We start from the raw sequence: 24,615 nt of genomic DNA, 5'->3' as shown, positions 1-24,615 counted from the left end.
GCCGACCCCGACCGGGGGGACCCGTCGCCGCGTGCGAGCCGACGGGCACGACGGCAGCGGCCGTCGCGATCGGCGGCATGCGACGCTTCCGTGCGATGTCCACATGACCGGCTGGGAGATGCTCGCGGTGGCCGCCGCCGGCTTCGCGGCCGGAGGCATCAACGCCGTCGTGGGCTCGGGCACCCTGGTCAGCTTCCCGGTCCTGCTGGCCGTGGGGCTGCCACCGGTGCCGGCCACCATCAGCAACTCCCTCGGCCTGGTCGCCGGGAACCTCAGCGGTTCGATCGGCTACCGCCGCGAGCTGCGCGGCCAGCGTCGGCTGCTCCTGCGGCTGCTGCCCGCCTCCGTCCTCGGCGCGCTCACCGGGGCCTTCCTGCTGCTGACCCTGCCCGCCGCCGCGTTCGAGACGGTCGTGCCGGTCCTCATCGGGCTCGCCGTCGTGCTGGTGATCCTGCAGCCGGCGGTACAGCGCAACCTCCCGGCCCACCCGGACGACGGCACCGCGCGGCCGGTCCGGGGTGGCCGGCTCGCCGCCTGCTTCGTCGGCGCGTACTTCACCGGCAGCTACGGCGGCTACTTCGCCGCGAGCCAGGGCGTTCTGCAGATCGGCATCTTCGGGCTGCTCCTCCGCGAGCCGCTGCAGCGCCTGAACGCGCTCAAGAACGTCCTGACGCTGGCCGTCAACGCCGTCGCCGCCCTCGCCTACGTGGTCGTCGCGCCCGACCGCATCGACTGGGGGGCCGCCGCGCTGCTGTCGGTGGGATCGCTCATCGGCGGGGCGGTCAGCTCGCGCTACGGCCGGCGGCTGCCCGCGGCGGTGCTGCGCGCGGCGATCGTCGCCCTCGGGCTGGTCGCGATCGCGGTGCTGATGACCGGGTGACCGGGTGGGTGACGGGCACCCCCACGCGGGGGTGGCGGCCCACCGCGGCTGGCTAGGCTCCGGCGGTGAACGCGGCTGCGCTGGTCCTGCCGGAGTTCGCCCTCCTCCTCATCGGCCTGCTGCTGCGCCGGTTCGCCTGGCGGTCACCGGAGTTCTGGGTCGACCTCGAGCGCCTGGTCTACTTCGTCCTCTTCCCGGTCCTGCTCTTCCGCACCACGCTGTCGGCGGACCTCGCCGCCGCCGGTGGCGGCGGCGTCCTCCTGGCCGCCCTGGGTGCCACGGTCGCCGGCGCCCTCCTCGGAGCCGGGGTCCGGTGGCTGCCGGGCGTCGACCGCATGACGGCGGCCTCGGGGTGGCAGACGGCGTTCCGGTTCAACACCTTCATCGCCCTGGCGCTGGTCGACCACCTGGGCGTGGCCGCCCTGGCGCTCATGGGCGTCCTGCTCGGCGTCACCGTCCCGCTGGTGAACGTCCTGGCGGTGACGGCGCTGGCCCGCAGCGCACCCGGTGGCGCGGCCGGCGGACGCGGTCCCGGCGTCCTGCTCGCCGTCGCCCGCAACCCGCTGATCATCGCCACGGTCGCCGGGCTGAGCGGCAACCTCCTCGGGCTGGCGCTGCCCTCGCCGGTCGACGCGACGCTCTCCCGGCTGGCCGCCGCCGCGGTACCGCTGGGGCTGCTCGCGGTCGGCGCGGCCCTGCGCCTGGGCGGTCTACCGCGCGGCCAGCGGCTCATGGCCGGCTACCTGGGGGCGGTCAAGCTCCTCGCCGTCCCGGCGGTGGCGCTGGGGCTGTGCGCACTCCTCGGGGTGGACGGCGAGCAGCGCTTCGTCGTCCTCGCCTTCGCCGCCGTCCCGCCGGCCACGGCGTCGTACGTGCTGGCCGCACGCATGAACGGCAACGGCGGGTTCGTGGCCGCACAGGTGTCCGCGGCGACGACGGCCGCGCTCCTCACCCTGCCGCTCTGGCTGGCGCTGGCCGCCTGACCCACGACGCAGCGGCAGGTCAGTCCTCTTCCTCGAACACCACGTCGCGCTTGCGGCGGACCGTCGGCAGCACGGCGATCGCGAACGCGCCTGCGGCGAGGAGCAGCAGCACCAGGGAGATCGGCCGGGTGACGAAGACGGTGGGGTCACCGTCGGAGATGATCAGCGCCCGGCGCAGGTACGTCTCCAGCAGCGGACCAAGCACGAAGCCCAGCAGCAGCGGCGCCGGCTCGTTCCCCAGCTTGATGAGGATGTACCCCAGGATGCCGAAGAACGCGATCGCGTAGACGTCGTAGGGATTTCGGTTGATGGAGAAGGTCCCGATCGAGGCGAACGCGATGATCGCCGGGAAGAGGAACCGGTAGGGGATCGTCAGCATCTTCACCCACAGCCCGATGAGCGGCAGGTTCAGCAGCACCAGGAAGAAGTTGCCGATCCACATCGACGCGATGAGGCCCCAGACCAGCTCGGGCTCGTCGTTGATGACGTTCGGTCCCGGCACGATGCCCTGGATGATGAAGGCGCCGAGCAGCAGCGCCATGATCGGGCTGACGGGCAGCCCCAGGGTCAGCAGCGGCACGAACTGGGTCTGCGCGGCGGCGTTGTTCGCCGACTCCGGGCCGGCGACACCCTCGATGGCGCCCGTGCCGAACTCCTGGGGGCGCTTGGACACCCGCTTCTCCACCGAGTAGGAGACGAACGAGGCGAGCACGTGGCCGGCGCCGGGGAGCACGCCCAGCACGGTGCCGAGCCCCGTGCCGCGCAGCACCGGGCCCCGGATCCGGCGGAAGTCGTCCTTGGTGAGCCAGAGGTTCTTGACCTTCTGGACCATGACGCTGCGGGTGATGTCCCCCTCGAGGTTGCGGAGGATCTCCGCGACACCGAACAGGCCGACGGCCAGGGCCACGAAGTCGAGACCCTGGTACAGCTCGCGAAAGCCGAAGGTGAACCGCGGGGTGCCGGAGCCGAGGTCCTGGCCCACCGTGCCGAGCAGCAGCCCGAGCACGATCATCGCGAGCGCCTTGAGCACCGACCCGCGCGCCAGCGCGATCGAGGCGATGAGCCCCAGGACCACCAGCGAGAAGTACTCCGGCGCCCCGAACAACAGCGCGGCCTGGGAGATCGGTACCGCGAACAGGGCCAGGGCGAGGGTGCCCACCGTTCCTGCGAAGAAGGAACCCAGCGCGGCCGTGGCCAGCGCCGGCCCGGCCCGGCCCTGCTTGGCCATCTGGTGCCCGTCGAGCGCGGTCACCGCCGCCGATGACTCACCGGGCAGGTTGATCAGGATGGCGGTGGTCGAGCCGCCGTACTGGGCGCCGTAGTAGATGCCGGCGAGCATGATCAGCGAGGTGACCGGCTCGAAGCCGAAGGTGATCGGCAGCAGCATGGCAATGGTCGCCGTCGGGCCGATGCCCGGGAGCACTCCCACCGCGGTGCCGAGCGCCACCCCGATGAACGCGAAGAGCAGGTTGATCGGCGTGAACGCCGTCTCGAACCCGAGGCCGAGGTTCTGCAGGATGTCCATCGGCCGGTCAGCCCTGCAGCCAGGGGCCGACGTACGGCAGCCGCAGCTGCAGCGCGATCACGAAGATCAGGATGCTCAGGGCCGTGAGGGACGCCGCGACCAGAGCGGCGGGGATCACGCGGGCATTGCGCCCGGCCATCGCCGTCAGGAAGACCGTCACGAGCATCGACGGGATCAGCCCCAGCCCCCGCACGGTGTAGCCGAAGAAGAGCAGCGCGGCCACGAGGAGGACGGCCGCCTTCCACGGCACCGGTCCGAGGTCGTCGCCCTCGCCGGCGACGAACGCCTTGACCGCGATGGCGATGCCGAGCACGACCAGCAGGCTGCCCAGGACGAGGGGGAAGTAGCCCGGCCCCATGCGGAGCGCGCTGCCGACCTCGTAGGTGCTGGAGGTGATGGCGAACGCCAACCCGAAGCCGACGAATACCGCACCCGCAAGGAGATCCTTGCGCGCACCGTGCATGTTCACAGACAGGACCTCACGTATCGAGGAGGACGGTGGGGCGGCGTCCGCGCCGCCCCACCGTCGTCGGTGGGTCAGTTGGGGGCGACGCCGGCTTCCTCGATGATCGACTGCCACTGCTGGATCTGCTCCTCCAGGAGCTGGCGGTGGGCCTCGGGCGTGGCCTCCTCCTGGCTGAACGGGGCGGCACCCAGCTCACCGAGCTGGCTGACCACGTTCTCGTCCTCCAGGGCCGCCAGGATGGCCGTGGAGAGCTCCTCCTGGACGCCCTCCGGCGTCCCCGCCGGGGCGTAGAACCCGTGCCAGACACCGACCTGGAGCTCCTCGAGCCCGGCTTCCTCCGTGGTGGGCAGGTCGGGGAGCGTCTCGACCCGCTCGGGGGTGGTCACGGCGTAGGCCTTGATCTGACCGGCCTGGATCTGCCCGGTCGTGTTGGTGGTCTGGTCGCACATGAGGTCGACCTCACCGGCGACGAGGTCGGTCAGGGCCGGGCCGGTCCCCTCGTAGGGCACCTCGGTGAGCTCCACGCCGAGCGCATCCTGCAGGAGCAGCCCGCACAGGTGGGACGCGGCACCGATACCGGCGTTGGCCAGCGTGATGTCCCCGGCGTTCGCCTGGACGTACTCGACCAGCTCCTCCATCGTCTCGGGCTCGAAGTCGCTGCGCGCCACGATCGTCATCGGGACCTGCGTGACCAGGCCCAGCGGCTCGAAGTCCTCGAGCGGGTCGAACGGCAGGTCGGCGTAGAGCGACGGCGCGGTGGACATGCCGATGTGGTGCATCAGCACCGTGTAGCCGTCCGGGTTGGCCGCGGCCACCTGGCCGGCCGCGATGGTGCCGCCGGCGCCCTCGACGTTCTGCACGATGATGTTCGCGCCCAGCTCCTCGGCGATCGGCTCGGCGACCAGGCGGGTCACCGTGTCCGTCGGCCCACCGGCCGAGAACGGCACGACGAAGGTGATGTCGTCCTCCGGGAAGGCCTCCGCGGCCGCCGGGTCCTCCTCGCCCCCGGCTCCGCCCCCCCCGCCGCCGCACGCGGCCAGCAGCAGGGAGGCGGCGGCCAGGCCGGCCAGGCGCGAGAACCGGCCGACGCCGGGTCGAGCCGTGCGCGGGCGCGTGAGGCCATCGTTGAGGTGATGCAGGGACATGGGTGAACCCCTCCAGGTGTCGCGGACCGGCTCCGGTCGCGCACACCATGCACCCCCGGTGTGACGTAGGCGACATTTCGGCCATTCTGTACACGCGGGAGGCCGGAAGGGCCCCGGTACGCACCCCTGCGCGGCGCCCCGACGGGCCGCTGCGGTGGACCGGCTGACGCACCCGGCAGAGCATGTCGGGGTGACCGCGGCCGCCACCCCCTCCGTCGGGCACGGGCGGGGAACCTCCGGTTATCGCCGTCTCGTCGCCGCCGTCTGGGCCGCCGGGGTGGGCTGCTTCGCCCTGCTGTACGCCCCGCAGGCTCTCCTGCCCCTCATCTCCGGTGACCTCCACGTCCCGCCGTCGAGCGCGGCGCTGGTCGTCTCCGTCGCCACGGGCACGCTCGCGCTGGCCCTCCTCCCGATGAGCTATCTCGCCGACCGGGTCGGCCGGACCCGGCTGATGACGGTCGCGCTGGTGACCGCCGCGGTGCTCGGGATCGCGGCCCCCCTCGCGCCGTCGATCGAGGTGCTGCTCCTGGTGCGGGCGGCGCAGGGCGTCGCGATCGCCGGGCTCCCCGCTCTCGCGATGGCGCACCTGACGGAGGAGGTGCGGCCGTCGGGCGTCGGCGTCGCGATGGGGCTCTACATCGCCGGCAACACCGTCGGTGGACTGTCCGGGCGGGTGCTGAGCAGCGTGGTCGCCGACATCGGCGGCTGGCGGGCCGGCCTGGCCGCCACCGGGGCGCTCGCCCTGGTCTGCGCCGTCGCGTTCCACCTGCTGCTGCCCCCGCCGGTCGCCCGGCCCGCTGCTCCGCTCCCCGCGGCCCCCCGCGGGCACCTGGGCCGGCACCTGCGCGATCCCGGCATCCGGCTGCTGTGCCTCACCGGGTTCGTGCTGATGGCGGCGTTCGTCACCGTGTACAACTTCCTCGGGTTCCGCCTGCTCGACGACCCCTTCGGACTGTCACCGACCCTCGTCGGGCTCGTCTTCCTCACCTACCTCGCCGGCACGACCAGTTCGCCGGCGGCCGGCCGGCTCGGCGACCGGTTCGGCCGGCGGGCCGTCCTGCTCGCCGGCGTGCTGCTGACCCTGGCAGCGGCGCTGCTCACGCTGAGCGCGCTACTCCTCGCGGTGCTGGTCGGCCTCGTCCTGTTCACGATCGGGTTCTTCGCCGCCCACACCTCGGCCAGCGGCATGGTCGGCAACAGGGCCCGGGTCGGACGCGCGCACGCCTCGGCGCTCTACCTGCTGGCCTACTACGCCGGCAGCAGCGTGGGCGGATGGCTCGGCGGCTTCGCCTACGAACGCGGGCAGTGGCCGGCCGTGGTGGGCTACGTCGCCAGCCTTCTGCTCGTCGCGATCGGCCTGGCGCTGCTGCTGCGGCGGACACCGCCCCTCCCGGTCGCACCCCCTCCGGTCGGCTGATCCGGCCGGGGCCTGCCGCGTCTCACCGCCAGCGGTACTCCGTCTCCGGTCGGCCCGCGCCGCCGTAGCGGGGTGTGCGGGTGGCCAGCCCTGCCTCCGCCAGGTACTCCAGGTACCGGCGGGCCGTGATCCGGGACGTACCCGTCCGGCCGGCGGTCTCGGCGGCGGACAGCCCGTCGGCGGCGCGGAGCACCGCCACCACCGCGTCGAGGGTCTGGGGGTGCATGCCCTTCGGCAAGGACGCCTGCCGCTGCGGCCGTGGGCCCTCCAATGCCCGGTCGACGTCCTCCTGGCCAGCGGCGTCGCCGTCCGCGGGCAGCCGGTCCCGGTAGTCGGCGTAGGCCAGCAGCCGGTCCCGCAGGGCCGCATAGGTGAAGGGCTTGAGCAGGTAGCCGACGACGCCGTGCGCCGCGGCGGCGCGCACGGTGGTGAGCTCCCGGGCCGAGGTCACGGCGAGGACGTCCACGTCGAGGCGGGCGGCGCGGATCCGGCGGCACAACTCCACGCCGTGCGTGTCGGGGAGGTTCATGTCGAGCAGCACCAGGTCCACCGGCACGCGCGCCAGCGCGTCCAACGCGAGCGCCCCGGTGCCGGCGACCGCGGCAGTGCCGAAACCCGCCGTGCGGTCGACGTAGGTGCGGTGGGCCTCGGCGGCGACCGGCTCGTCCTCGACCACCAGGACCCGGATCACGGTGCACTCTCCACGGCGGTACGGACGGGCAACGACACGGCGAACTGCGCACCGGGACCCGGGCGCACGGTGACCGAACCGCCGTTGCGGCGGACCGCCTGGGCGACGAGCGCCAGGCCGAGACCCCGTCCGGAGCCCGCCGAGGGCTGGTCGTCGGCGTCCTTGGTGGTCCAGCCCCGCTCGAACACCCGGGGCACCTGCTGCTCGGTGAGCCCCGGCCCGCTGTCCTCCACGCGGATCTCGAGGCGATCGCGGTCGACCCAGGCGGCGAACTGCACCTCACGCGGAGGGGCACCGGCGAGCGCGGCGTCGATGGCGTTGTCGAGCAGGTTGCCGACGATGGTCACCAGCTCGCCGCTGGGGATGCCCGTCGCCGCGACGGCGGTGCCGGGGTCGATCTCGAGCCGCACCCCCCGTTCGTGCGCGGTCGCCGACTTGCCCAGCAGCAGCGCCGCGAGCACCGGCTCCTCGACGGCGTCGACCACGCGGTCGGTCAGCCGCTGGGCCGACGCCAGCTCGGCCGTGGCGAACTCCACGGCATCCTGCTCCCGGCCCAGTTCGATCAGGGACACCGTGGTGTGCAGCCGGTTGCCCGCCTCGTGGGCCTGCGCCCGCAGGGACTCGGCGAACGCGCGCACGCTGTCCAGCTCACCGGTCAGCGCCTGCAGCTCGGTGTGGTCGCGCAGCGTCACCACGACACCGGCCGAGCTGCCCGAGGCGCGGGCCGGCACCTGGTTCACCACCAGCACCCGCCCCCCGCTGACGTGCACCTCGTCGACCGTCTGCTGCTGCCCGCACAGCATCTCCGTGAGGTCCTCGGACAGGCGCAGCTCGCTGACGTGGCGTCCGTTCGGGTCGGCGTCGAGGGACAGCAGGCGGCGCGCCTCGTCGTTGACCAGCTGCACCCGCCGATTCCCGTCCACGACCAGCAGCCCTTCGCGCACGGCGTGCAGCACGGCCTGGTAGTAGTCGAGCATCCGGGCGAGAACGGGCGCGCCCAGACCGCGCGTCTGCCGCCGCAGCCGCCGGCTGATCAGCCAGCTGCCCGCGCTCCCCACGGCGAGGGTGACCAGCCCGGCCACGAGGATGCCGGGCAGCGACCGGGCGAGGTCCGCCCCGATCGCATCGAGCGTGATCCCCGCCGAGACGAGCGCGACGACGTCGCCGTCCTGGTCGAGGATGGGGCCGGTCGCCCGCACCGACGGCCCCAGGGTCCCCGTGTACGTCTCGGTGAAGGTCCGGCCCGCCAGCGCCGGCTCGATCGTGCCGATGAACGAGCGGCCGATCTCCGACGGGTCGGGATGGGTGTAGCGGGTCCGGTCCGGCGCGAACACGGTGATGAAGGACATGCCGGTGTCCCTGCGGACGGCCTCCACGTACGGCTGCAGCACGTCGGTCGGCCGGGGGCCGCTCACCTCGTCGACCACCAGGGGTGAGTGGGCGAGTGCGGCCACGATCGCCGTCGCCTGCACCTCGGCGTCGTGCTGCGCCGTCCGTTGCGCGTTCACATATGCGGCGGCCGTCGCCGTGAGCACGATGACGGCGACGACCAGGCCCTGCAGCAGCAGCAGCTGTCGCGCCAGGCTGGTCGGCCTGGGACGCCGTCGCAGCGGGAGGTCGGGGCTGCGCACGCGGTCAGTGTGCCCCGCATCACACCGGCGAGGGCCGGCAGGCCATGGAGCCCCCCGATTACGAAATGAACGAATCCTGCCTCGGCGGCACGACGGCGCGCATCGTGGGCATCGTCGTCCCGGCCACGGGCCGCGGGGGCCGGAGCACCGCGGCCCGGCCCGTCACGGACGACCGATGGCGGCAGAGAGGTCGGAGTCCATGCGCATCGTCGACATCCGCGAGACGACCGTCCCCATCGAGGCGGACATGTCCAACGCGTTCATCAACTTCTCGAAGATGACCGTCAGCGTCCTGGCGCTGGTTACCGACGAGACCCGCGACGGGGAGCCGGTGATCGGCTACGGCTTCAACTCCAACGGGCGGTACGCGCAGGGCGGCCTGCTGCGCGACCGGATCATCCCGCGGGTGCTCGAGGCTGCGCCGGAGAGCCTGATCGGCGAGCACGGGGACATCGATCCGGAGCTCGTCTGGCGCGCGGCGATGCGCGACGAGAAGCCCGGCGGCCACGGCGACCGGGGGGTCGCGATGGGCGTGCTGGACATGGCGTCCTGGGACCTCGCCGCCAAGCTGGCCGGCGTTCCGCTGAACCGGCTGCTCAGCGAGCGCGCCCGTGACCCGCGGACGCCGGCGGCCCCTGCCGAGAAGGTCTGGGTCTACGCCGCCGGTGGCTACTACTACCCGGGGCGCGGGATCGAGGCCCTGCAGGCCGAGATGCTCTCCTACGTGGACCTGGGTTACCGCACGGTCAAGATGAAGATCGGCGGCGCCCCGCTGGCCGAGGACCTGCGGCGTATCGAGGCCGTCCTGGACGTGCTGCCCGACGGCTGCGACCTCGCGGTGGACGCCAACGGACGCTTCGACCTCGCGCGGGCGCTGGCCTACGCCGACGCGCTCAGCGCCCATCCGCTGCGCTGGTACGAGGAGGCCGGGGACCCGTTGGACTTCGAGGACCTGCGTGCGCTGGCCGAGCGCTACCCGGGGCCGCTGGCGACGGGAGAGAACCTGATGTCGTTCCAGGAGGCGCGCAACCTCATCCGCTACGGCGGGCTGCGACCCGACCGCGACATCCTCCAGATGGACCCGGCGCTCAGCTACGGCCTGACCGAGTTCCGCCGGATCGTGACCATGCTGTACGACTCCGGCTGGAGCCCCGACCGCTGCGTGCCGCACGGTGGCCACCAGTTCAACTTGTCCATCGCCTCGGCGTTCCACCTGCACGGCTGCGAGTCCTACCCCGGCATCTTCGAGCCCTTCGGTGGTTTCGCCGACGGGTACCCGATCGAGGACGGCCACGTGCGGCTCCCGGACGCACCCGGCATCGGCCTCGAGCAGAAGGCGTCGCTCGCCCCGGTGCTCCGGGACGTCCTCGCCTGACCGGCGGTTCCCGGTGCCTGGCCCGTCCGGGGCGGCCGTCGTCCCCGGCCCGGCACGTCCGGCGTCGCGGTCGGCTCAGCCGGTCCCCTCCCCCGTGTCGGGCGCCCAGTCCGGGGCGAAGCCGCCCAGGTGCGGGTGGTACATCTCGTCACCGGAGTGCTGCGTGAACTCCACCTTCAGCCGGCGCTCCTCCAGTCCGCAGACCCGGACGCACACGTCGACGATCCGGCGGGCGAGGAGTTCTCGCGTCGCGGCGGGCCGGCCGGCGCGGACGTCGCACATCACCAGTCCCGCGGGTTCGGGACCGTCCCCGCCACACCGCCACACCCCGCCGGGGCCCAGATCGTGGATCGCGACGGTGATGAACTCGAGCGACACCCCCATCACCTCGGCGTAGACCGATCCGATCTCCCTGGCGAGAGACCGCTTGGCGTCGAGGTCCATGCGGAGCGGGAGGTCCAGCTGCAGCGACGGCACGCCCATCCCCTTTCCCTGCCGGGGGCCGACGCACGCCCGCACAGTGGTGGCGGAGCGCCGCACCCTGCCCGCCAGACTGGGTTCCGTGCTGCCACCGCCCGGGACGCCCGGGACCGATCTGCCGGTCCGCTCCGTGCTGCCCGCGGTGGCCGACGCGCTGTCGGCCCGGGGGGGCGCCGTGCTGGTGGCCCCGCCCGGAACCGGGAAGACCACGCTCGTCCCGCTGGCACTGGCCGGTTCCCTCCCGGGGCGCGTCGTCGTGGCCGAGCCGCGCCGCGTGGCCGCCCGGGCCGCCGCCCGCCGGATGGCCGCGCTGCTGGGCGAGCCCGTCGGCGGGCGGGTGGGCTACAGCGTCCGCGGGGACAGCCGGCGCAGCGCCGCCACCCGGGTCGAGGTGGTCACCACCGGCCTGCTCGTCCGCCGCCTGCAGGCCGATCCGGAACTGCCGGGCGTGGACGCGGTGGTCCTGGACGAGTGCCACGAGCGGCACCTGGACACCGACCTGGCGCTCGCCTTCGGCCTCGACGTCCGTGGTGCGCTGCGCCCGGACCTGCACCTGCTCGCCATGTCGGCGACGGCCCAGGCCGACCGGCTCGCCGCCCTCATGGGCGGGGAGGCCGGCCCGGCTCCGGTCGTCGAGGCGCGCGGGGCCCTGCACGACGTCGACGTGGTCTGGGCCCCGCCCGGCCCGGTCGAGCCGCCGCACGGTCCGCGGGTCGATCCGCGGCTGCTCGCCCACGTCGCCGCGACCGTCCGCCGGGCGCTCGCCGAGCGGAGCGGCGACGTCCTGGTCTTCCTGCCCGGCGCCGCCGAGATCGGCGCGGTGACCGGTCGGCTGCACGGCCTGGACGCCGACGTGCTGCCGCTGCACGGCCGGCTGCCGGCCACGGCGCAGGACGCCGCGCTGCGGCAGGGGCCCCGCCGCCGGGTCGTCCTCGCCACCGCGCTCGCGGAGAGCAGCCTGACCGTGCCCGGCGTCCGCGTCGTCGTCGACGCCGGGCTCGCGCGCGTGCCGCGGGCCGACCTGTCCCGCGGCCTGGGCTCGCTGGCCACGGTGCGGGCGTCCCGGGCATCGGTCACCCAGCGCGCCGGCCGGGCCGGCCGCGAGGCGCCGGGTGCGGTCTACCGCTGCTGGACCGCCGCCGAGCACGACCGGCTCCCGGCGCACGAGGAGCCGGAAGTGGTCACCGCCGACCTCACCGCCTTCGCGCTGGAGCTGGCGTGCTGGGGGGCGCCGGGCGGCCAGGGCCTCGGCCTGCTCGACGCTCCCCCGCCGGCCGCCCTGCTCGTCGCCGGGCAGACGCTGCGCACCCTCGGCGCGGTGGACGACGACGGCCGGGTGACCCCGCGGGGGCGAGCGCTGAGCGCGATCGGGGTGCATCCGCGGCTGGCCCGTGCGCTGCTGGACGGCGCCCCGCTGGTGGGCCGTCGCCGGGCGGCCGAGGTGGTCGCCCTGCTGTCGGCGGACCTCTCCTTCCGCAGCGACGACCTGGCGGCGGCCTGGCGCGACCTGCGCTCCGGGGCGGACCGCGGCGCCGCCGGCCGCTGGCGGGAGGAGGTCACCCGCCTCGAGCGGGCGGTCGAGGACGTCCGGGCACCGCGGCTGCCCGACGACACCGCGGCCGGGCTGGTGGTCGGCCTCGCCCATCCCGAGCGGCTCGCCCGTCGCCGGCCGGGCAGCACCGGCACCTTCCTCATGGCCGCCGGCACCGGCGCCGAGCTGGCGCCCGGCTCGGCCCTCACCGGTGCCCCGTGGCTGGCGGTCGCCGTCGCCGACCGTTCGCCCGGACGTCGGGACGCCCGCGTGCGATCGGCGGTCGCGATCGACGAGGCCACCGCCGTGGAGGCCGGCGGGCCGCTGCACGCCGAGGGCGACGAGGTGGCCTGGCGCGACGGCGACGTCCGCGGCGCGCGGGTGGAACGGCTGGGCGCGATCGTGCTGGCCGAGCGCCCGCTCCCCGACCCGGACCCGGCCGAGGTGGGCGCCGCCGTCGCCGAGGGGCTCCGGCTGGAGGGGCTCGGGCTGCTGGCCTGGACACCGGCGGCCCGCCGCCTCAGGGCCCGCCTGGCGGCCGCGCACGCCGGGCTCGGCGAGCCGTGGCCGGCCGTCGACGACGACGCCCTCCTCGCCGCGATCGACGTCTCGGGTGCCCGCAGCCGCGCCGACCTCACCCGTCTCGACGTCGTGGCGGCGCTCCGGGGGCTGGTGCCCTGGCAGGTGGCGGGGAGCCTGGACGCCCTCGTGCCCGACCAGGTGTCCGTGCCCACCGGCTCGCGCATCCGGGTCGACTACACCGATCCGGCCGTCCCCACCCTCTCCGTCCGCGTGCAGGAGGTGTTCGGCTGGGCACAAGCACCCCGGGTCGCCGGCCGCCCGCTGCGGCTCCAGCTGCTCTCCCCCGCGCAGCGGGTCGTCGCGACCACGGCCGACCTGGCCGGCTTCTGGGTGACCGGCTATCCCGCCGTCCGCAGCGAGCTGCGCGGCCGCTATCCCCGGCACCCCTGGCCGGAGGACCCGGCGGCCGCACCGGCCACGAGGCGAGCGACGTCACGGGCCCGACCACGGGACTGAGACTGCGGGCTGCCGCCGCCCCGGCGAGGATCGCGGGGTGACGACGAAGCCGACGACCGACGAGTGGGGCATCGATGCGAGCTGGCTCGACGCGCTCGACGAGGAGCACCAGGTGGCCCGGGAGACGATCGAGAAGCTGCGGGGGGTGATCGGTGAGCCACCGGCCGACCTCGAGGAGCGGGCGCCCATCGTGGCCCGTCCCGGTGACGCCCTGGAGGTCGACGAGGCCGACGTCGTCTGCGAGGACGGCGAGGTCCGGCACATCGACGGCGAGCTGCCCGCCGACTTCCCGCTGGGCTACCACTGGCTGCAGTCGCCGGCGGGACGGCGCCGCCGGCTGATCGTCTCCCCCGGCCGCTGCTGGCTGCCCGAGGACCGGGCCTGGGGCTGGGCGGTGCAGCTCTACGCGGCCCGCAGCCGCGACAGCTGGGGCATCGGCGACCTGGGCGACCTGCGCAGCATCCGCCGCATGGCCGCCGACCAGGGCGCCGGCTTCGTGCTGGTCAACCCGCTGCACGCCGTCGCCCCCATCGCCGATCAGGAGGCCAGCCCGTACCTGCCGGCCACCCGCCGGTTCCGCAACCCCCTGTACCTGCGGGTCGACGAGGTGCCCGGCGCCGACGCCGTCGACCTCGAGGCCGACGCCGGGCGGGCGCTGTCGGAGGGGCCGTTGATCGACCGGGACGCCGTGTGGGCCCGCAAGCGGGAGGTCCTCATGCGGATCTTCTTCGCCCACGGCGGCGGCGAGGCCTTCGTGCGCTGGCGCGAGGCGCAGGGCACGACGCTGCAGACCTGGGCCACCTGGGCGGCGATCACCGAGGAGCACGGCGCGGACTGGCACACCTGGCCGGAGGAGCTGCGCCGCTCCGACGCGCCCGCCGTCGCCGCCTACGCCGAGCAGCACGGTGCCGTCGTCGCCTTCCACGCGTGGCTGCAGTGGGCGCTGGACCTGCAGCTCACGGCGGCCGCCGAGGGGATGACCGTCATCCAGGACCTGCCGATCGGTTTCGCCGGCGGCGGGGCCGACGCCTGGGCCTGGCAGGAGGTGCTGGCCGACGGCGTGAGCGTCGGCGCGCCACCGGACGCCTTCAACTCCGCCGGCCAGGACTGGGGGGCCCCGCCGCTGATCCCCTGGCGGCTGCGCGACGCCGACTACGAGCCGTTCGTCCAGTCGATCCGCGCCACGATGGCCGGCGCCGGCGGCCTGCGGATCGACCACGTCATGGGCCTGTTCCGGCTGTGGTGGGTGCCGGCGGACAGCAGCGCCGCCGACGGCGCCTACGTCCGCTATCCGGCCGAGGACCTGCTGGACATCGTCGCGCTGGAGAGCCACCGCGCGCAGGCGCTCGTGGTGGGTGAGGACCTCGGCACCGTCGAGGAGGGCGTGCGGGAGGCCATGGCCGAGCACGGCGTGCTCTCCTACCGGCTGCTCTGGTTCGAGGAGGACGCCCCCGCGGAGTGGCCGGCCGAGGCCATGGCCGCGATCACCACCCACGACCTGCCCACGGTCGCGGGGCTGTGGACCGAGGCCGACGCCGACGAGCAGCGGGAGCACGGGACCGGCACCGACGAGGAGCTGGAGCGCGGGCGGAACTCGCTGCTGGCGCACCTGCCCGGGCTGTCCGACGACGCGACCGTCGAGCAGGCGGTGGCGCGGGCGCACGAGCTGCTGGCGCAGGCGCCGTCGCTGCTGCTGTCGGCCACGCTGGACGACGCCGTCGGCGAGCAGCGGCGCCCGAACATGCCCGGGGCCGGCGAGCGCCCCAACTGGTCGCTGCCGCTGCCGGTCCTGGTCGAGGACCTGCCCGCGCACCCGCTGCTGCAGACGGTGGCGCACACGCTCGCCGAGGGCGTCGGCACCGACCGCTGACCGGCAGGCGACCCCCGCACGGACCGGAGGCCGGCCCCCACGACGTGGGGACCGGCCTCCGGCCGTGTGTCGGGGTCAGTCGCGGATCAGCTGCCAGATGTACTGCAGCCAGCCGAGGAGCCGGCCCAGGAAGCCGCCCTGGCCGTTGCCCGGCCGCTCGGGCTCCGTGATCTGCACCCCCACGGTGGCGGTGCGGCCGGAGTCGGTCCCGGTGGCCACGATCTCGGCCGGGCCCGCGTCGACCCGGCCGGGCACCGTCAGCTGCACCGAGCCGGCGCCGTCGGCGTCGGTCCGGATCGGCTTCAGCCGCCGGCCGTCGAGGGTCAGCTCGACCCGCTCGGACGGCGCGAAGCCGGTGACCGAGACCGTGATCCGGTCACGGGCGGCGAACGTCGTCGGCGACACCGTCACCCCGGCGTCCGGCGCCGGCTCCTCGGCCTCGCCGATGGTGACCCGGCCGGTGTAGTCCTCCGGGCTCAGCGGCGAGAACTCCTCCAGGTAGGCCTGGAAGGCGTCGAAGTCGATCAGCCCCGTCTGCTCCGTGGTTCCCTCGGTGAAGACCGTGAAGTTGTCACCGCCGGAGGCCAGGAAGCTGTTGGTGGCCACCCGGTAGGTGGCACCGAGGTCGATCGGCTCACCCGAGATCCGGATGCTGTCGACGATGATCCGCTCCCCCGCAGGCGCGTCGGGGTCGTAGGACCACGTCAGCTCCTCGGACGTGCCCAGCGCCAGGAACGGCCGCGAGCTGCCCTCGGGCTGCCACTGCTGCTCGAGCACCTCCACCAGCTGGGCGCCGGTGAGGGTGACCACGACCAGGTCGTTGGCGAACGGCGTCACCTCGTTGGCCTCGGCCAGCGTGATCTCCCCGTCCTCCTCGTACAGCAGGTCGGCCCGCAGGCCGCCGGGGTTGACCAGGCCGAGGTCGGCCGGCTCGATCGGGCTGAGCTCGGAGCCGTACACGTAGGTGTCGGCGACGAGACCCCCGAGGGACGAGTAGGACCCGCGGTCCTCCGCCCCCGCCTCGGTGAACGCCCGCGTGATGTCGTCCGTCACCGAACCGATCACCTGGCCGCCCACCTCGTCGGCGTAGGCCTCCGCCGCCGCGACGGTCCCGGCGACCTCGGCGACGCGCGGGTACGCGGCGACGAGCTCGTCGGCCGGCCGCTCCGTGGGCGCGATGTTCTCCACCGTGAAGGTGGTCACCTCGTCGGTGGCCTCCTCGTAGGTGAGCACGATCCGGCCCAGCGCGTCGGCGTAGGACCCGGTCTGGATGACCGGACGGGTGTCGGCCTCACCGGGGACCGGCGCCGCCCAGGCGTAGCTCTGGTGCGTGTGGCCGGTCACGATGGCGTCCACCTCGGCGTCCACGCCGGTGACGATCGCGGTGAACGCGGTGTCGAGGGCGAGCTGCTCCTCCAGGGAGTCGCTCCCCGGCGCGCCCTCGTGGGCGAGCAGGACGATCACGTCCGCCTCGTCGCCGACCCCGTCGGTGAGCTCGCCGACCACGCGGTTGGTGGCCTCGACGGGGTCGCCGAAGGTGATGCCCTCGATCCCGGCCGGGGAGACGAGCGAGCTGGTCTCCTCGGTGACCACGCCGATGACCCCGACCGTCACGCCGGCGGCGTCGAGCAGCGCGTACTCCGGCAGCGCGGGGGCGCCGTCCCGGTAGACGTTGGCGCCCAGGTAGTCGAAGGCGGCCAGGCCGCTCTCGCCGTCGACCCCCACGCGGTCGACCAGGTCGGCGAACCCGCGGTCGAACTCGTGGTTGCCCACCGCCGAGGCCTGCAGGCCCATCTCGTTGAGCACCTCGAGCGTCGGCGCGTCCTGCTGGACGGAGGACACGAAGGGCGAGGCGCCGATGTTGTCACCCGCCGACAGCAGCAGCGTCGCGTCGACGTCGTCGCGGGCCCGCTGCTCCTCCACCGTGCCCGCGAGGGCGACGGCGTCGGCCAGCCGGCCGTGGAAGTCGTTGATCGCGAGCAGCTGCAGCTCCGTGGTGCCGTCGCCGGTGCCCGTCCCGGCCAGGTCCAGGCCGACGACGAGCGGATCGTGGTCGCTGGACCGGTACGGGTCGGCCGCGTAGAGCTCGGGGTCGCCGCCGTACTGGTAGGCGTAGGACTCGACGGCGTTGATGTTCCAGTGCGCGACGTCGGTGACCTTCGCCGTGAGCTCGGGGGTGGCCATCGCGTGGTCCAGCGAGCCGGACATGTCGTCGTAGACGTAGCTGTAGCGACCCTCGTCGAACTGCGTGCCCAGGTCGGTCAGGCCGGCGTCCCGGAGGACCTGGATCGGGTCCTCCTGGCTGTAGGCGTTGAGGTCGCCGAGCACGAGGACGTCCTCGTCCCCGGTGGTCGCCCGGAGATCCTCGACGAAGCCGGCCAGGGCCTGCGCCTGGCGCACCCGGTCACCGTTCCACGCGCCCTGGCCGTCGCCGGCGTCCACGTTGTCCCCGGTCGGACTGCCCGGGCTCTTGGACTTCAGGTGGTTCGCGACGACGGTGAACGTGTCACCGGCCGCCTCGAAGGTCTGCGCGAGGGGCTCGCGGGCGTTGTCGAAGTTGGCCTCGTCGACCAGGCCGACCGGGTCGCCGACCGGCGCCACGGCGGCCGGCCGGTAGATGACCGCGTTGCGGATCACGTCCCGGTCGACCGCGTAGAGCTCCCGCGGCAGGGGCACGAAGGCCCACGCGTCCTCGTCACCGGCGTAGGTGTTGAGCCGGGCGACCAGGTCCGCGAGCGCGGTGTCGGCGTTGCCCGGTGTGTACCCGGTGGAGTCGGTGTCCTCGATCTCCATGAGCGTCACGACCTCGGCGTCCAGCGCGTCGATGGCCGGGACGATCTTGGCGGCCTGCAGCTCGAACTCGGCCTGGCTCTCGGCACCGCGGCCGATGGACTGGTCGAAGGTGAGGAAGTAGTTCAGCACGTTGAAGGCGCCGACCTGGATGTCGCCGCCGACCGCGTCGGGGGCGGCCGGACGGGTGTTCTGCGGCGCGAAGACGCCCTCGGCCGTGCCGTCGGCCGGGAAGAGCCGCCACTGGTCGAAGCCGAAGCCCAGGACCAGCGGCTCGGTCAAGTCGAGCTCGTCGCCGACCCGCACCGGGTGGTCCGGCGTCAGGTACGGCGCGGTGCTCGGCGTGACCTGACCGCTGACGGCGTCGTCGAGGACGATCCGGCGGAGCGTGTTCTCGGCCGCGACCGCCTCGGCCGCGGGACCGGGGCGGGCCACCTCCGTCGGCTGCACGAGCACACCGCCCGCAGAGAGGGTCAGGTCGCCGTAGCGCGTGAGGTCGTAGACCTCGCTGACGGTGAGGGTGTCGGCCGGCTCGACCAGCATGCCCTCGAGCCGCTCGCGTGCGGCGGCGTCAGCGGGGAGGTCCAGCACGGTGGCGGCGGGCAGGTCGGTGACCGTGCCGTCGGTGCACACCTCGGCGCCGGCGCCGGCGCCGATCTGGGTCTGGCCGAAGCGCTCCTCGGCCGTCCCGCCGGCGATCACCGTGTCGCCGAGGTCCACCTCGAGGGGGCTGAAGACGAAGATCCCGTCCGACGTGGCGGCGTCGCCGTCACCGTCGGGGTCCTGCAGGAAGAACCCGGACATGCCCGGCAGGTCGCCCACCACGACGCCTCGCACGCTGACCTGCTGGCCGGCGAGCGGGGTGGCGTCCCCTGCCCCCTGGACGGCACCGATCTCGTGGGTCGGCGCCGTCTCGCAGCCGACGGGCACCCCGGGCTCCCCCGGCTCCCCGGTGGCGGGACCGTTGACCGCCCCCGGCGTCGCTGCGGCCGGTCCGGCCCACACCAGGGCGTCGGCCCCGGCGTCGTAGCTGCGCGACAGCGACTGCCCGGCGGGCGTCGAGCCGCTCTCCACCACGCCGATGTCGGTGCTGGTCATGCCGTCGGCGGACCCACCGACCGCGGTGAACGTGCCCTCGTAGGAGAGAAACTCGAGAACCGTCCCGGCGGCATCGACGAGAGCGAGCCCGTCCGGTGCTCCGTTCTGGAGATCCGGGGCGTCGACCACCACGGCGACCGCGCCGTCGGCGGGAGCCGTCACCTCCGGCACCGGCAGGGTGCCGTACGAGGCGCCGCCCTTGCCGTTGTAGAGCTCGACCACCAGGCCGGCGGAGCTGGCGGCGGGGGGCAGTTCGACCTCGATGAACTCGCCGCTGTCGGCGCCGTCGTTGTCGTAGTGGATCTCGGAGATGAAGGGGGTGGTGGGCGGGGCCGCGAGGGCGACGACGGGCATGCCGACGACTGCGATGGACGCAGCCGCGGTGCCGAGGGCGGCACGCCGCGCGACCACCCGAGCGGTGGTGCGGGGCGACGTGGTGCCGGGACGTTCGGGCACGCGTGTTCCTTCCGGGGAGAAGTGGGACGCCGGGCAGCTAAGGACGCTTCGGTGACGGGCAGGTGACGCGGCGTCGACGATGCGCACGCCCACCGCACCGGCGGCGATGTCATGCCTCGCTCTCTGTCTATCCGCAATTGCGCCTAGTGAGGACACGGTGGCCAACACCGGGAGCGAGGTGCTCGGGGAGGGCCACCCGCCGCGGATCCTATGACGCACATCACACGCTGACGACACCCAGAGTTCACTTCGCGATCGCCATGCCGCGGCGCGGTCGAACACACGTTCGGGCCGTGCCATGCTGTCCCGGTGGCCGGCGGGATGAATCGGGGGCGCGGCGGGCGGTCGCTGGGCGAGCGGGCAGCGGAGTCCGGGGTGGCTCCGGCGGACGTGACCGGGCCCGGTCGCGCGGCCGCGCCGGGCGCCGGTGCGTCGGTGGACCGGGCCCGCGGCGAGCACCCGGCCGCAGGTGCCGGCGGGGAGGGGCGGCACTGCTGGGTGCACGACCCGCCGGACTCCCCCGGCACCTGGCCCGGTCTGCTCGTCGAGTGGCGCCAGCGGGCCGGCGCCTGGCAGGGGCGGGTCGCCTACACCGTCGCCGGGCCGCACGGGCCGGCACTGGTCGAGGCCTGGCTCCCGGCGGCGGGCCTGGAGCCGAGGTGACCGGTCCGGTCGGCCGCACCCGGTCGGCCGCACCCGGTCAGCCGCACCCGGTCAGCCGCACCCGGTTAGCCGGGCCCGGTCCCGGGCTATGGCTCTTTCCGACCGCACCCGATCCGTCCGGAGGACGCGACGATGACCGAATCCCACGACCGCCCCACCCTCGACGACGTCATGGAGCCGCAGGAGAACCCGACCCGCGACCGCACGCAGCACGCCAAGGACCCGCACCCCAGCGACGAGGTGCTCGAGCACCGCACCGAGCACGAGCGCCAGGCCGTGGGCTCCGACGACGCGGACCCCACCGGAGCCGACTTCCACGCGGCCACCGACTGACCGCGGTGGCGCGCTACCGGCCCGACCGCGCCCGGTAGCGCGCCGCGCGCCGGGCCGCCGCCGCCCGCCGCCGCTGCGAATCGGTGGCTTCGCGCTCCTCGGCCGCCCGGTGCCGCAGCCGCCCGGCCGTGCCCGCCGGATAGCCGGCCCGCACCGCGCGGTGCTCCACGGTCTCGGGCATGTAGGCCAGCGAGAACACCAGGCCGATCAGCACGCCGCCCAGCGCGGCCATGCCGCGGATCCAGAAGGGGCCGGGCAGGAACAGCAGGATGACCGCGATGGGGACGGCGAGCTGGACGGCCGCCCGCGCGAGGTGCCGGAGAGCCCACGTGCGCGTGGTCGCGTCGAACAGCACCCAGGAGTGGTGGCGGGCCGGCAGCGTCCCGCCGAGGGCGAACCAGAGCCAGCGCAGCGGGCCCGGCCGACGGACCGGCCCGTCGGTTCCCGCGCTCCCGGCTCCCTCCTGCTCCCCCCGCACGCTCCCCATGGTGCCCCAGGAGGCCTGCGACCATGGCAGCCGTGACTCCCCACCGCCTCCGCCTGGGTGCGCTCGCCTGGGTGCTGACCCTCCAGTTCTTCGTCGTGGAGACCATCGCGCAGCTCCGGTACGGCGGCCCGTACTCGCGGGTGGACGACGTGATCAGCGCCCTGGGCGCCGGGGAGTCCGCGGCGCGGCAGCTCATGAACGCCTCGTTCGTGGTGCAGGGAGCCCTCATCCTGGGTGGCGCCCTGCTGCTGCGCCCGATGCTGCACGGCGGCGCGGGCCGCGCGGTACCGGCGCTGCTCGGTGCCGCCGCGGTGGGCGTGCTACTGGTCGGCGTGTTCCCGTCCGACGCCAACTCGACCCTGCACGCCGTCGGCGCCGTCCTCTACCTGCTCGGAGGTGGCCTCGGCCTCGTGGCACTGGCGTACGCTGTACGGCCCCGGTCGGAGGCGCTGGGCACGACGGTGGTGCTGCTGGGCATGCTCGCGACCGCGGCGACGGTCTTCTTCCTGGCCGGCGTCACCGGCTACCTGGGCGAGGGCGGCACGGAGCGGGCCGCGGCCTATCCGCTGCCGATCGGCCTGGCCCTCACCGGGGTCGCGCTGTGGTGGATCGCCCGGCGGGGCGACGCGGCCCCCGAGGGGACGTCGATGCGTGCCGAGCGTGCCCGGGACCGGGCCCGCCGCGCCGAGCTGGCCCGCGAGCGGGACGCCGCGCTGGAGGCAGCCGCACGCGGGAACGGCAGCGCCGACGACGCGGAGCCGGAGGACCCGTGGGGCCCCGCCGGCCGGCGCTCCTGAGCCGTCCCGGCCCGGTCAGCCGGTCGGCTCGAAGCTCAGCACGTCCTGCACCGGCCGCCGGCCGCTGACCGGCGGCGCCGGCTCCCCCTCCCCGGGCTGCCGCGGGTAGCCCAGCCGGAGCAGCATCTGCGGATGCCCCACGAGGGAAAGCTGCGCCCGCATGCGCACGCGGGTCGCCGGCCAGTCCAGCGCCTGGGTCAGCGGCGAGGCGGCCAGCCCCGCCGCGGTGATCCGCAGCAGCACCCGCCCCACGGCACGCCCCGCCAGCACCCAGGCCACCCGGTCGTCCCCGTGCGTCCCCATGAGGACGACGGCGGGCCGCTCCACCTCCGGCGGCGGCGCGGCGGGGTCGCCGGCGACCCGGAACCGGTGCGGATCGCGCTGGCCGGCGACGAAGTCGCGGACCAGCCAGTTCGACGCCCGCTCGTGCGGATCGCCGCTGGGCACCGCATCCGTCGGCACCCCGTCCACGGCCGCCGGGTCGGTGCGCAGCCAGCGCTCCAGCTCGGCGAGGTAGTCGGGGTCGCCCTGCTCGATCTCCTCGGCCCGCGAGGTGAGCAGCACGGTGGCGATCTCCTCGTCCTCGCCCGCGATGGGCTTGACCCATGCCCCGTATCCCGCGGCCTCGGCCTGCAGCCGCTCCACCAGGTCGTCGGGGACCGTGCGCGGTTCGAACGGCGCCCGGACGGTGTGCCGCCGCTCGATCGCGGCGGCCAGCGCACGGTCGTCCGCCGGGGCGTCGACGGACCCGGTGATCCGCACGGTGGCGAGATGACCGGGGTCGGCCGGGTCCGGCACCGGGTCGACCTCGGTGGCCAGGCCCCGGGCGGCGAGCGCGACGACCGCGAACTCCACCGCGATGCCGCAGCTGATCACCTGCTGGCGGCCGGTCGGGTCGAGCACCGGCAGGGAGCGGTCGGGATCGAGGTGCAGCTCCAGCCGGTCGGGGCCGGCCACGAACCGCCACGGCTGGGTGTTGTGGATCGACGGCGCCCGCGTGGCGGCCGCCACCACCTGCGTCCAGTCCTGCTCCTGCACCACGGACCTCCCGACGGGTCTGCCCGGGCCGCCACCACCGGCCGCCCCGTGCCGTGCCTACCCCATCACCGCCGCCGCCTGCACACCGGGCGGGCCGGCTCAGCTCACCGGCACCGGGGCCGCCGCCACCGGCCGGCGGCTGCGCCGGCGGGACAGCGCGACGCCCACCAGGCACACGCCACCGCCGACGAGGGCCAGCGGCGGCGGGGCCTCCCCGAGCAGCCACCAGCCCAGCAGGATGACCAGTGGCGGGACCAGGTAGGTGGTGACGCCCAGCCGGCCGGCGTCCATCCGGGAGAGGGCGTAGGCCCAGGTGCTGAACGCCAGCGCGGTCGGGACGACCCCGAGGTACACCAGTCCGGCGACGGAGCTCGTCGGGGCCCGTTCCAGATCGGCGACCAGCGCACCGGCCCACGGCAGGCAGCAGAGCGCGCCGATGACGCACGCGGCGAAGGTGACCTGCAGGCCCGGGAGCCGGCGCAGCAACGGCTTCTGCGCGATCACCCCGACGGCGTACGTCAGCGCGGCGACGACGCACAGGGCCACGCCGGCCACGTCGGCGTCGGCGCCGCTGGTGGCCGCCCCGATCAGCAGCACCCCGCCGAAGGCGACCGCCATGCCGACGACCAGCCAGCGCGGGAACCCCTCGCCCAGCCACAGCCCGGCGAACACCGCGATCAGGATGGGGCCGATGTTGACCAGCATCGCCGTGGTGCCCGCGTCCAGGTGCTGCTCGGCGGCGTTGAGCGCCACGTTGTAGACGGCGAACCAGCCGACGCCGCACACGGCCAGCAGGCGCCAGTCACGACCGGTCGGCCGCACCCACCCCCGCCGGGCGACGAGCGCGCCGAGCACCAGCGCGCCGATGAGCAGCCGGCCGAGGGCCAGGGCCCCCGGCGAGACGTCCTGGCCCACGGCGCGGATGCCCACGAAGGCCGACGCCCACGCGAGCACGGTGACGACGACGGCCAGCAGGGTGCGGCCGTCCGGTACGGCGACGACGGAGGTGGTCACGAGCGGACCCTAGGGCGGCGGACCGACCGTTCTCCGGCGCTTTCCGGACGCGGTACCGGAGCTGGCGGGCGCGCTCCGGCACATGGCAGGAAAGCCGCGCTCCCTCAGCCGCGCAGGTACTCCTCCCAGGTGCGGCCGCCACGCCCACCCCGGGCGGGGAGCGCGCCGCCGTCCCGGACCGCTGCGCCCAGGCGGCCCGGCACCGGGGTGGCGACCACCCGGGCCGTCGGGGCCCGCAAGGCCGCCCACGACCGGGCCAGGTCGGCCACCGAGTGCTCCTGGGGGCCGCCGAACTCCACCACCGCGCCGGCCGCCGGGGCGGTCGCCAGCCCGGCGAGGTGCGCCGCGGCGTCGGCCACGTCCACGGGACGGACCCGCCACCCCATCGGCACCGGCAGCAGCGGCCCGCGGCGGGCCGTTGCCAGCAACCCGTCGACGAAGTGGTGGAACTGGGTCACCCGGACCAGGGTCACCGGCAGCCCGGACGCCAGGAGCACCTGTTCCGCGGCGTACTTGGCCCGGTAGTAGCCCAGCGGGATCCGGTCGACGCCGACGATCGACACGTACACGAGGTGGCGGAGGAGGCTGCGGTCGACCGCCTCCACCAGGCGACGGGTACCGGCGACGTCGACCTCCCACGGGTCGCCGCGGGGATCGCTGGCGGCGTGCACCACCACCTCGGCGCCGGCCAGGGCGATGCCCAGGTCGCGGCCGGTGGCGAGGTCGCCCCGGACACCCCCCGGGCCGGTGCCCCGCCGCGACATCTGCCGCACCCGGTGTCCGTCCTCGCGGAGCCGCGGCACCAGGTCCTGTCCGAGCCGGCCCGTCCCGCCGGTGACCAGTACGTCCACGGGGGCAGTGTGGCGCGCCGCGGCCGGCTCGGACAGCCCGGCGCCCGCCGGCCGGC

20 protein-coding genes are annotated in these 24,615 nt (G+C 74.8%); 9 read left to right on the top strand and 11 right to left on the bottom strand.

Annotated elements, in window-relative coordinates:
• The first annotated feature begins 103 nt into the window (after positions 1-103).
• Together ABDB74_RS08855 and ABDB74_RS08850 are read left to right on the top strand one after the other, a co-directional pair.
• Positions 104-880, top strand: coding sequence for a sulfite exporter TauE/SafE family protein (locus ABDB74_RS08855; protein WP_346623375.1), 777 nt, complete (start codon positions 104-106; stop codon positions 878-880).
• Positions 881-945: 65 nt separating this feature from the next.
• Entirely contained in the window at positions 946-1,863 is a 918-nt protein-coding gene (locus ABDB74_RS08850; RefSeq protein ID WP_346623374.1) for an AEC family transporter, read from the top strand.
• A gap of 19 nt (positions 1,864-1,882) precedes the next feature.
• On the opposite strand, the gene ABDB74_RS08845 is transcribed toward ABDB74_RS08850, so the two are convergent.
• The 3 genes from ABDB74_RS08845 to ABDB74_RS08835 all read right to left on the bottom strand — a co-directional run bounded on the left by ABDB74_RS08845 (position 1,883) and on the right by ABDB74_RS08835 (position 4,999).
• The gene (locus ABDB74_RS08845) at positions 1,883-3,388 is read right to left on the bottom strand and encodes a tripartite tricarboxylate transporter permease (protein WP_346623373.1); all 1,506 of its coding nucleotides are present in this window, start codon (positions 3,386-3,388) and stop codon (positions 1,883-1,885) included.
• Positions 3,389-3,395: 7 nt separating this feature from the next.
• Positions 3,396-3,851, bottom strand: a complete 456-nt coding sequence (locus tag ABDB74_RS08840; protein WP_346623864.1) for a tripartite tricarboxylate transporter TctB family protein — start codon at positions 3,849-3,851, stop codon at positions 3,396-3,398.
• Between the two features lie 74 nt (positions 3,852-3,925).
• Positions 3,926-4,999: a tripartite tricarboxylate transporter substrate-binding protein gene (locus ABDB74_RS08835; protein ID WP_346623372.1), complete on the bottom strand. Its 1,074-nt coding sequence runs from the start codon at positions 4,997-4,999 to the stop codon at positions 3,926-3,928.
• 190 nt (positions 5,000-5,189) lie between these two features.
• On the opposite strand from ABDB74_RS08835, the gene ABDB74_RS08830 reads away from it, so the two are divergent.
• Positions 5,190-6,416: an MFS transporter gene (locus ABDB74_RS08830; protein WP_346623370.1), complete on the top strand. Its 1,227-nt coding sequence runs from the start codon at positions 5,190-5,192 to the stop codon at positions 6,414-6,416.
• Positions 6,417-6,438: 22 nt separating this feature from the next.
• Here the strand turns inward: ABDB74_RS08830 and ABDB74_RS08825 are convergent, their stop codons facing one another.
• Both ABDB74_RS08825 and ABDB74_RS08820 read right to left on the bottom strand, forming a co-directional pair.
• Entirely contained in the window at positions 6,439-7,107 is a 669-nt protein-coding gene (locus ABDB74_RS08825) for a response regulator (RefSeq protein WP_346623369.1), read from the bottom strand.
• Positions 7,104-8,738 (bottom strand): sensor histidine kinase, encoded by a 1,635-nt coding sequence (locus ABDB74_RS08820; RefSeq protein ID WP_346623367.1) that lies wholly within the window; start codon positions 8,736-8,738, stop codon positions 7,104-7,106. The genes ABDB74_RS08825 and ABDB74_RS08820 overlap by 4 nt, the downstream gene beginning before the upstream one ends.
• Positions 8,739-8,937: 199 nt before the next feature.
• On the opposite strand from ABDB74_RS08820, the gene ABDB74_RS08815 reads away from it, so the two are divergent.
• Complete coding sequence (locus tag ABDB74_RS08815) at positions 8,938-10,113, top strand: mandelate racemase/muconate lactonizing enzyme family protein (RefSeq protein ID WP_346623365.1); 1,176 nt, start codon at positions 8,938-8,940, stop codon at positions 10,111-10,113.
• A 75-nt stretch (positions 10,114-10,188) separates the two neighbouring features.
• Here ABDB74_RS08815 and ABDB74_RS08810 read toward each other — a convergent pair whose 3' ends face one another.
• Positions 10,189-10,596 carry a tautomerase family protein gene (locus ABDB74_RS08810; RefSeq protein ID WP_346623364.1) on the bottom strand — a complete coding sequence of 136 codons (408 nt, stop codon included), beginning with the start codon at positions 10,594-10,596 and terminating at the stop codon, positions 10,189-10,191.
• A gap of 79 nt (positions 10,597-10,675) precedes the next feature.
• Here ABDB74_RS08810 and hrpB point away from each other — a divergent pair, with 79 nt between their 5' ends.
• Together hrpB and malQ are read left to right on the top strand one after the other, a co-directional pair.
• Positions 10,676-13,162 (top strand): ATP-dependent helicase HrpB, encoded by a 2,487-nt coding sequence (gene hrpB, locus ABDB74_RS08805; RefSeq protein ID WP_346623362.1) that lies wholly within the window; start codon positions 10,676-10,678, stop codon positions 13,160-13,162.
• Between the two features lie 37 nt (positions 13,163-13,199).
• Positions 13,200-15,032 carry a 4-alpha-glucanotransferase gene (malQ, locus tag ABDB74_RS08800; protein ID WP_346623361.1) on the top strand — a complete coding sequence of 611 codons (1,833 nt, stop codon included), beginning with the start codon at positions 13,200-13,202 and terminating at the stop codon, positions 15,030-15,032.
• Positions 15,033-15,107: 75 nt separating this feature from the next.
• On the opposite strand, the gene ABDB74_RS08795 is transcribed toward malQ, so the two are convergent.
• Positions 15,108-19,376 (bottom strand): ExeM/NucH family extracellular endonuclease, encoded by a 4,269-nt coding sequence (locus ABDB74_RS08795; protein ID WP_346623359.1) that lies wholly within the window; start codon positions 19,374-19,376, stop codon positions 15,108-15,110.
• Between the two features lie 375 nt (positions 19,377-19,751).
• Here ABDB74_RS08795 and ABDB74_RS08790 point away from each other — a divergent pair, with 375 nt between their 5' ends.
• Both ABDB74_RS08790 and ABDB74_RS08785 read left to right on the top strand, forming a co-directional pair.
• The gene (locus tag ABDB74_RS08790) at positions 19,752-20,039 is read left to right on the top strand and encodes a hypothetical protein (RefSeq protein ID WP_346623358.1); all 288 of its coding nucleotides are present in this window, start codon (positions 19,752-19,754) and stop codon (positions 20,037-20,039) included.
• A gap of 132 nt (positions 20,040-20,171) precedes the next feature.
• Entirely contained in the window at positions 20,172-20,372 is a 201-nt protein-coding gene (locus ABDB74_RS08785; protein WP_346623357.1) for a hypothetical protein, read from the top strand.
• Between the two features lie 13 nt (positions 20,373-20,385).
• Here ABDB74_RS08785 and ABDB74_RS08780 read toward each other — a convergent pair whose 3' ends face one another.
• Positions 20,386-20,859, bottom strand: a complete 474-nt coding sequence (locus tag ABDB74_RS08780) for a DUF5313 family protein (RefSeq protein ID WP_407062158.1) — start codon at positions 20,857-20,859, stop codon at positions 20,386-20,388.
• 23 nt (positions 20,860-20,882) lie between these two features.
• On the opposite strand from ABDB74_RS08780, the gene ABDB74_RS08775 reads away from it, so the two are divergent.
• On the top strand, positions 20,883-21,656 hold the full coding sequence (locus ABDB74_RS08775) for a DUF998 domain-containing protein (RefSeq protein ID WP_346623353.1): 774 nt from the start codon (positions 20,883-20,885) through the stop codon (positions 21,654-21,656).
• A 15-nt stretch (positions 21,657-21,671) separates the two neighbouring features.
• Here ABDB74_RS08775 and ABDB74_RS08770 read toward each other — a convergent pair whose 3' ends face one another.
• The 3 genes from ABDB74_RS08770 to ABDB74_RS08760 all read right to left on the bottom strand — a co-directional run bounded on the left by ABDB74_RS08770 (position 21,672) and on the right by ABDB74_RS08760 (position 24,559).
• A complete protein-coding gene (locus ABDB74_RS08770) occupies positions 21,672-22,697 on the bottom strand; it encodes an Acg family FMN-binding oxidoreductase (RefSeq protein WP_346623352.1) in 1,026 nt (341 codons plus the stop codon).
• Between the two features lie 96 nt (positions 22,698-22,793).
• A complete protein-coding gene (locus tag ABDB74_RS08765) occupies positions 22,794-23,708 on the bottom strand; it encodes a DMT family transporter (RefSeq protein WP_346623351.1) in 915 nt (304 codons plus the stop codon).
• A 104-nt stretch (positions 23,709-23,812) separates the two neighbouring features.
• Positions 23,813-24,559 carry an NAD(P)H-binding protein gene (locus ABDB74_RS08760; protein WP_346623350.1) on the bottom strand — a complete coding sequence of 249 codons (747 nt, stop codon included), beginning with the start codon at positions 24,557-24,559 and terminating at the stop codon, positions 23,813-23,815.
• Between the last annotated feature and the right edge of the window lie 56 nt (positions 24,560-24,615).

Source organism: Blastococcus sp. HT6-4 (genome assembly GCF_039679125.1).
GTDB lineage: Bacteria > Actinomycetota > Actinomycetes > Mycobacteriales > Geodermatophilaceae > Blastococcus > Blastococcus montanus.
This window is presented reverse-complemented; position numbering and strand designations above follow the sequence as displayed.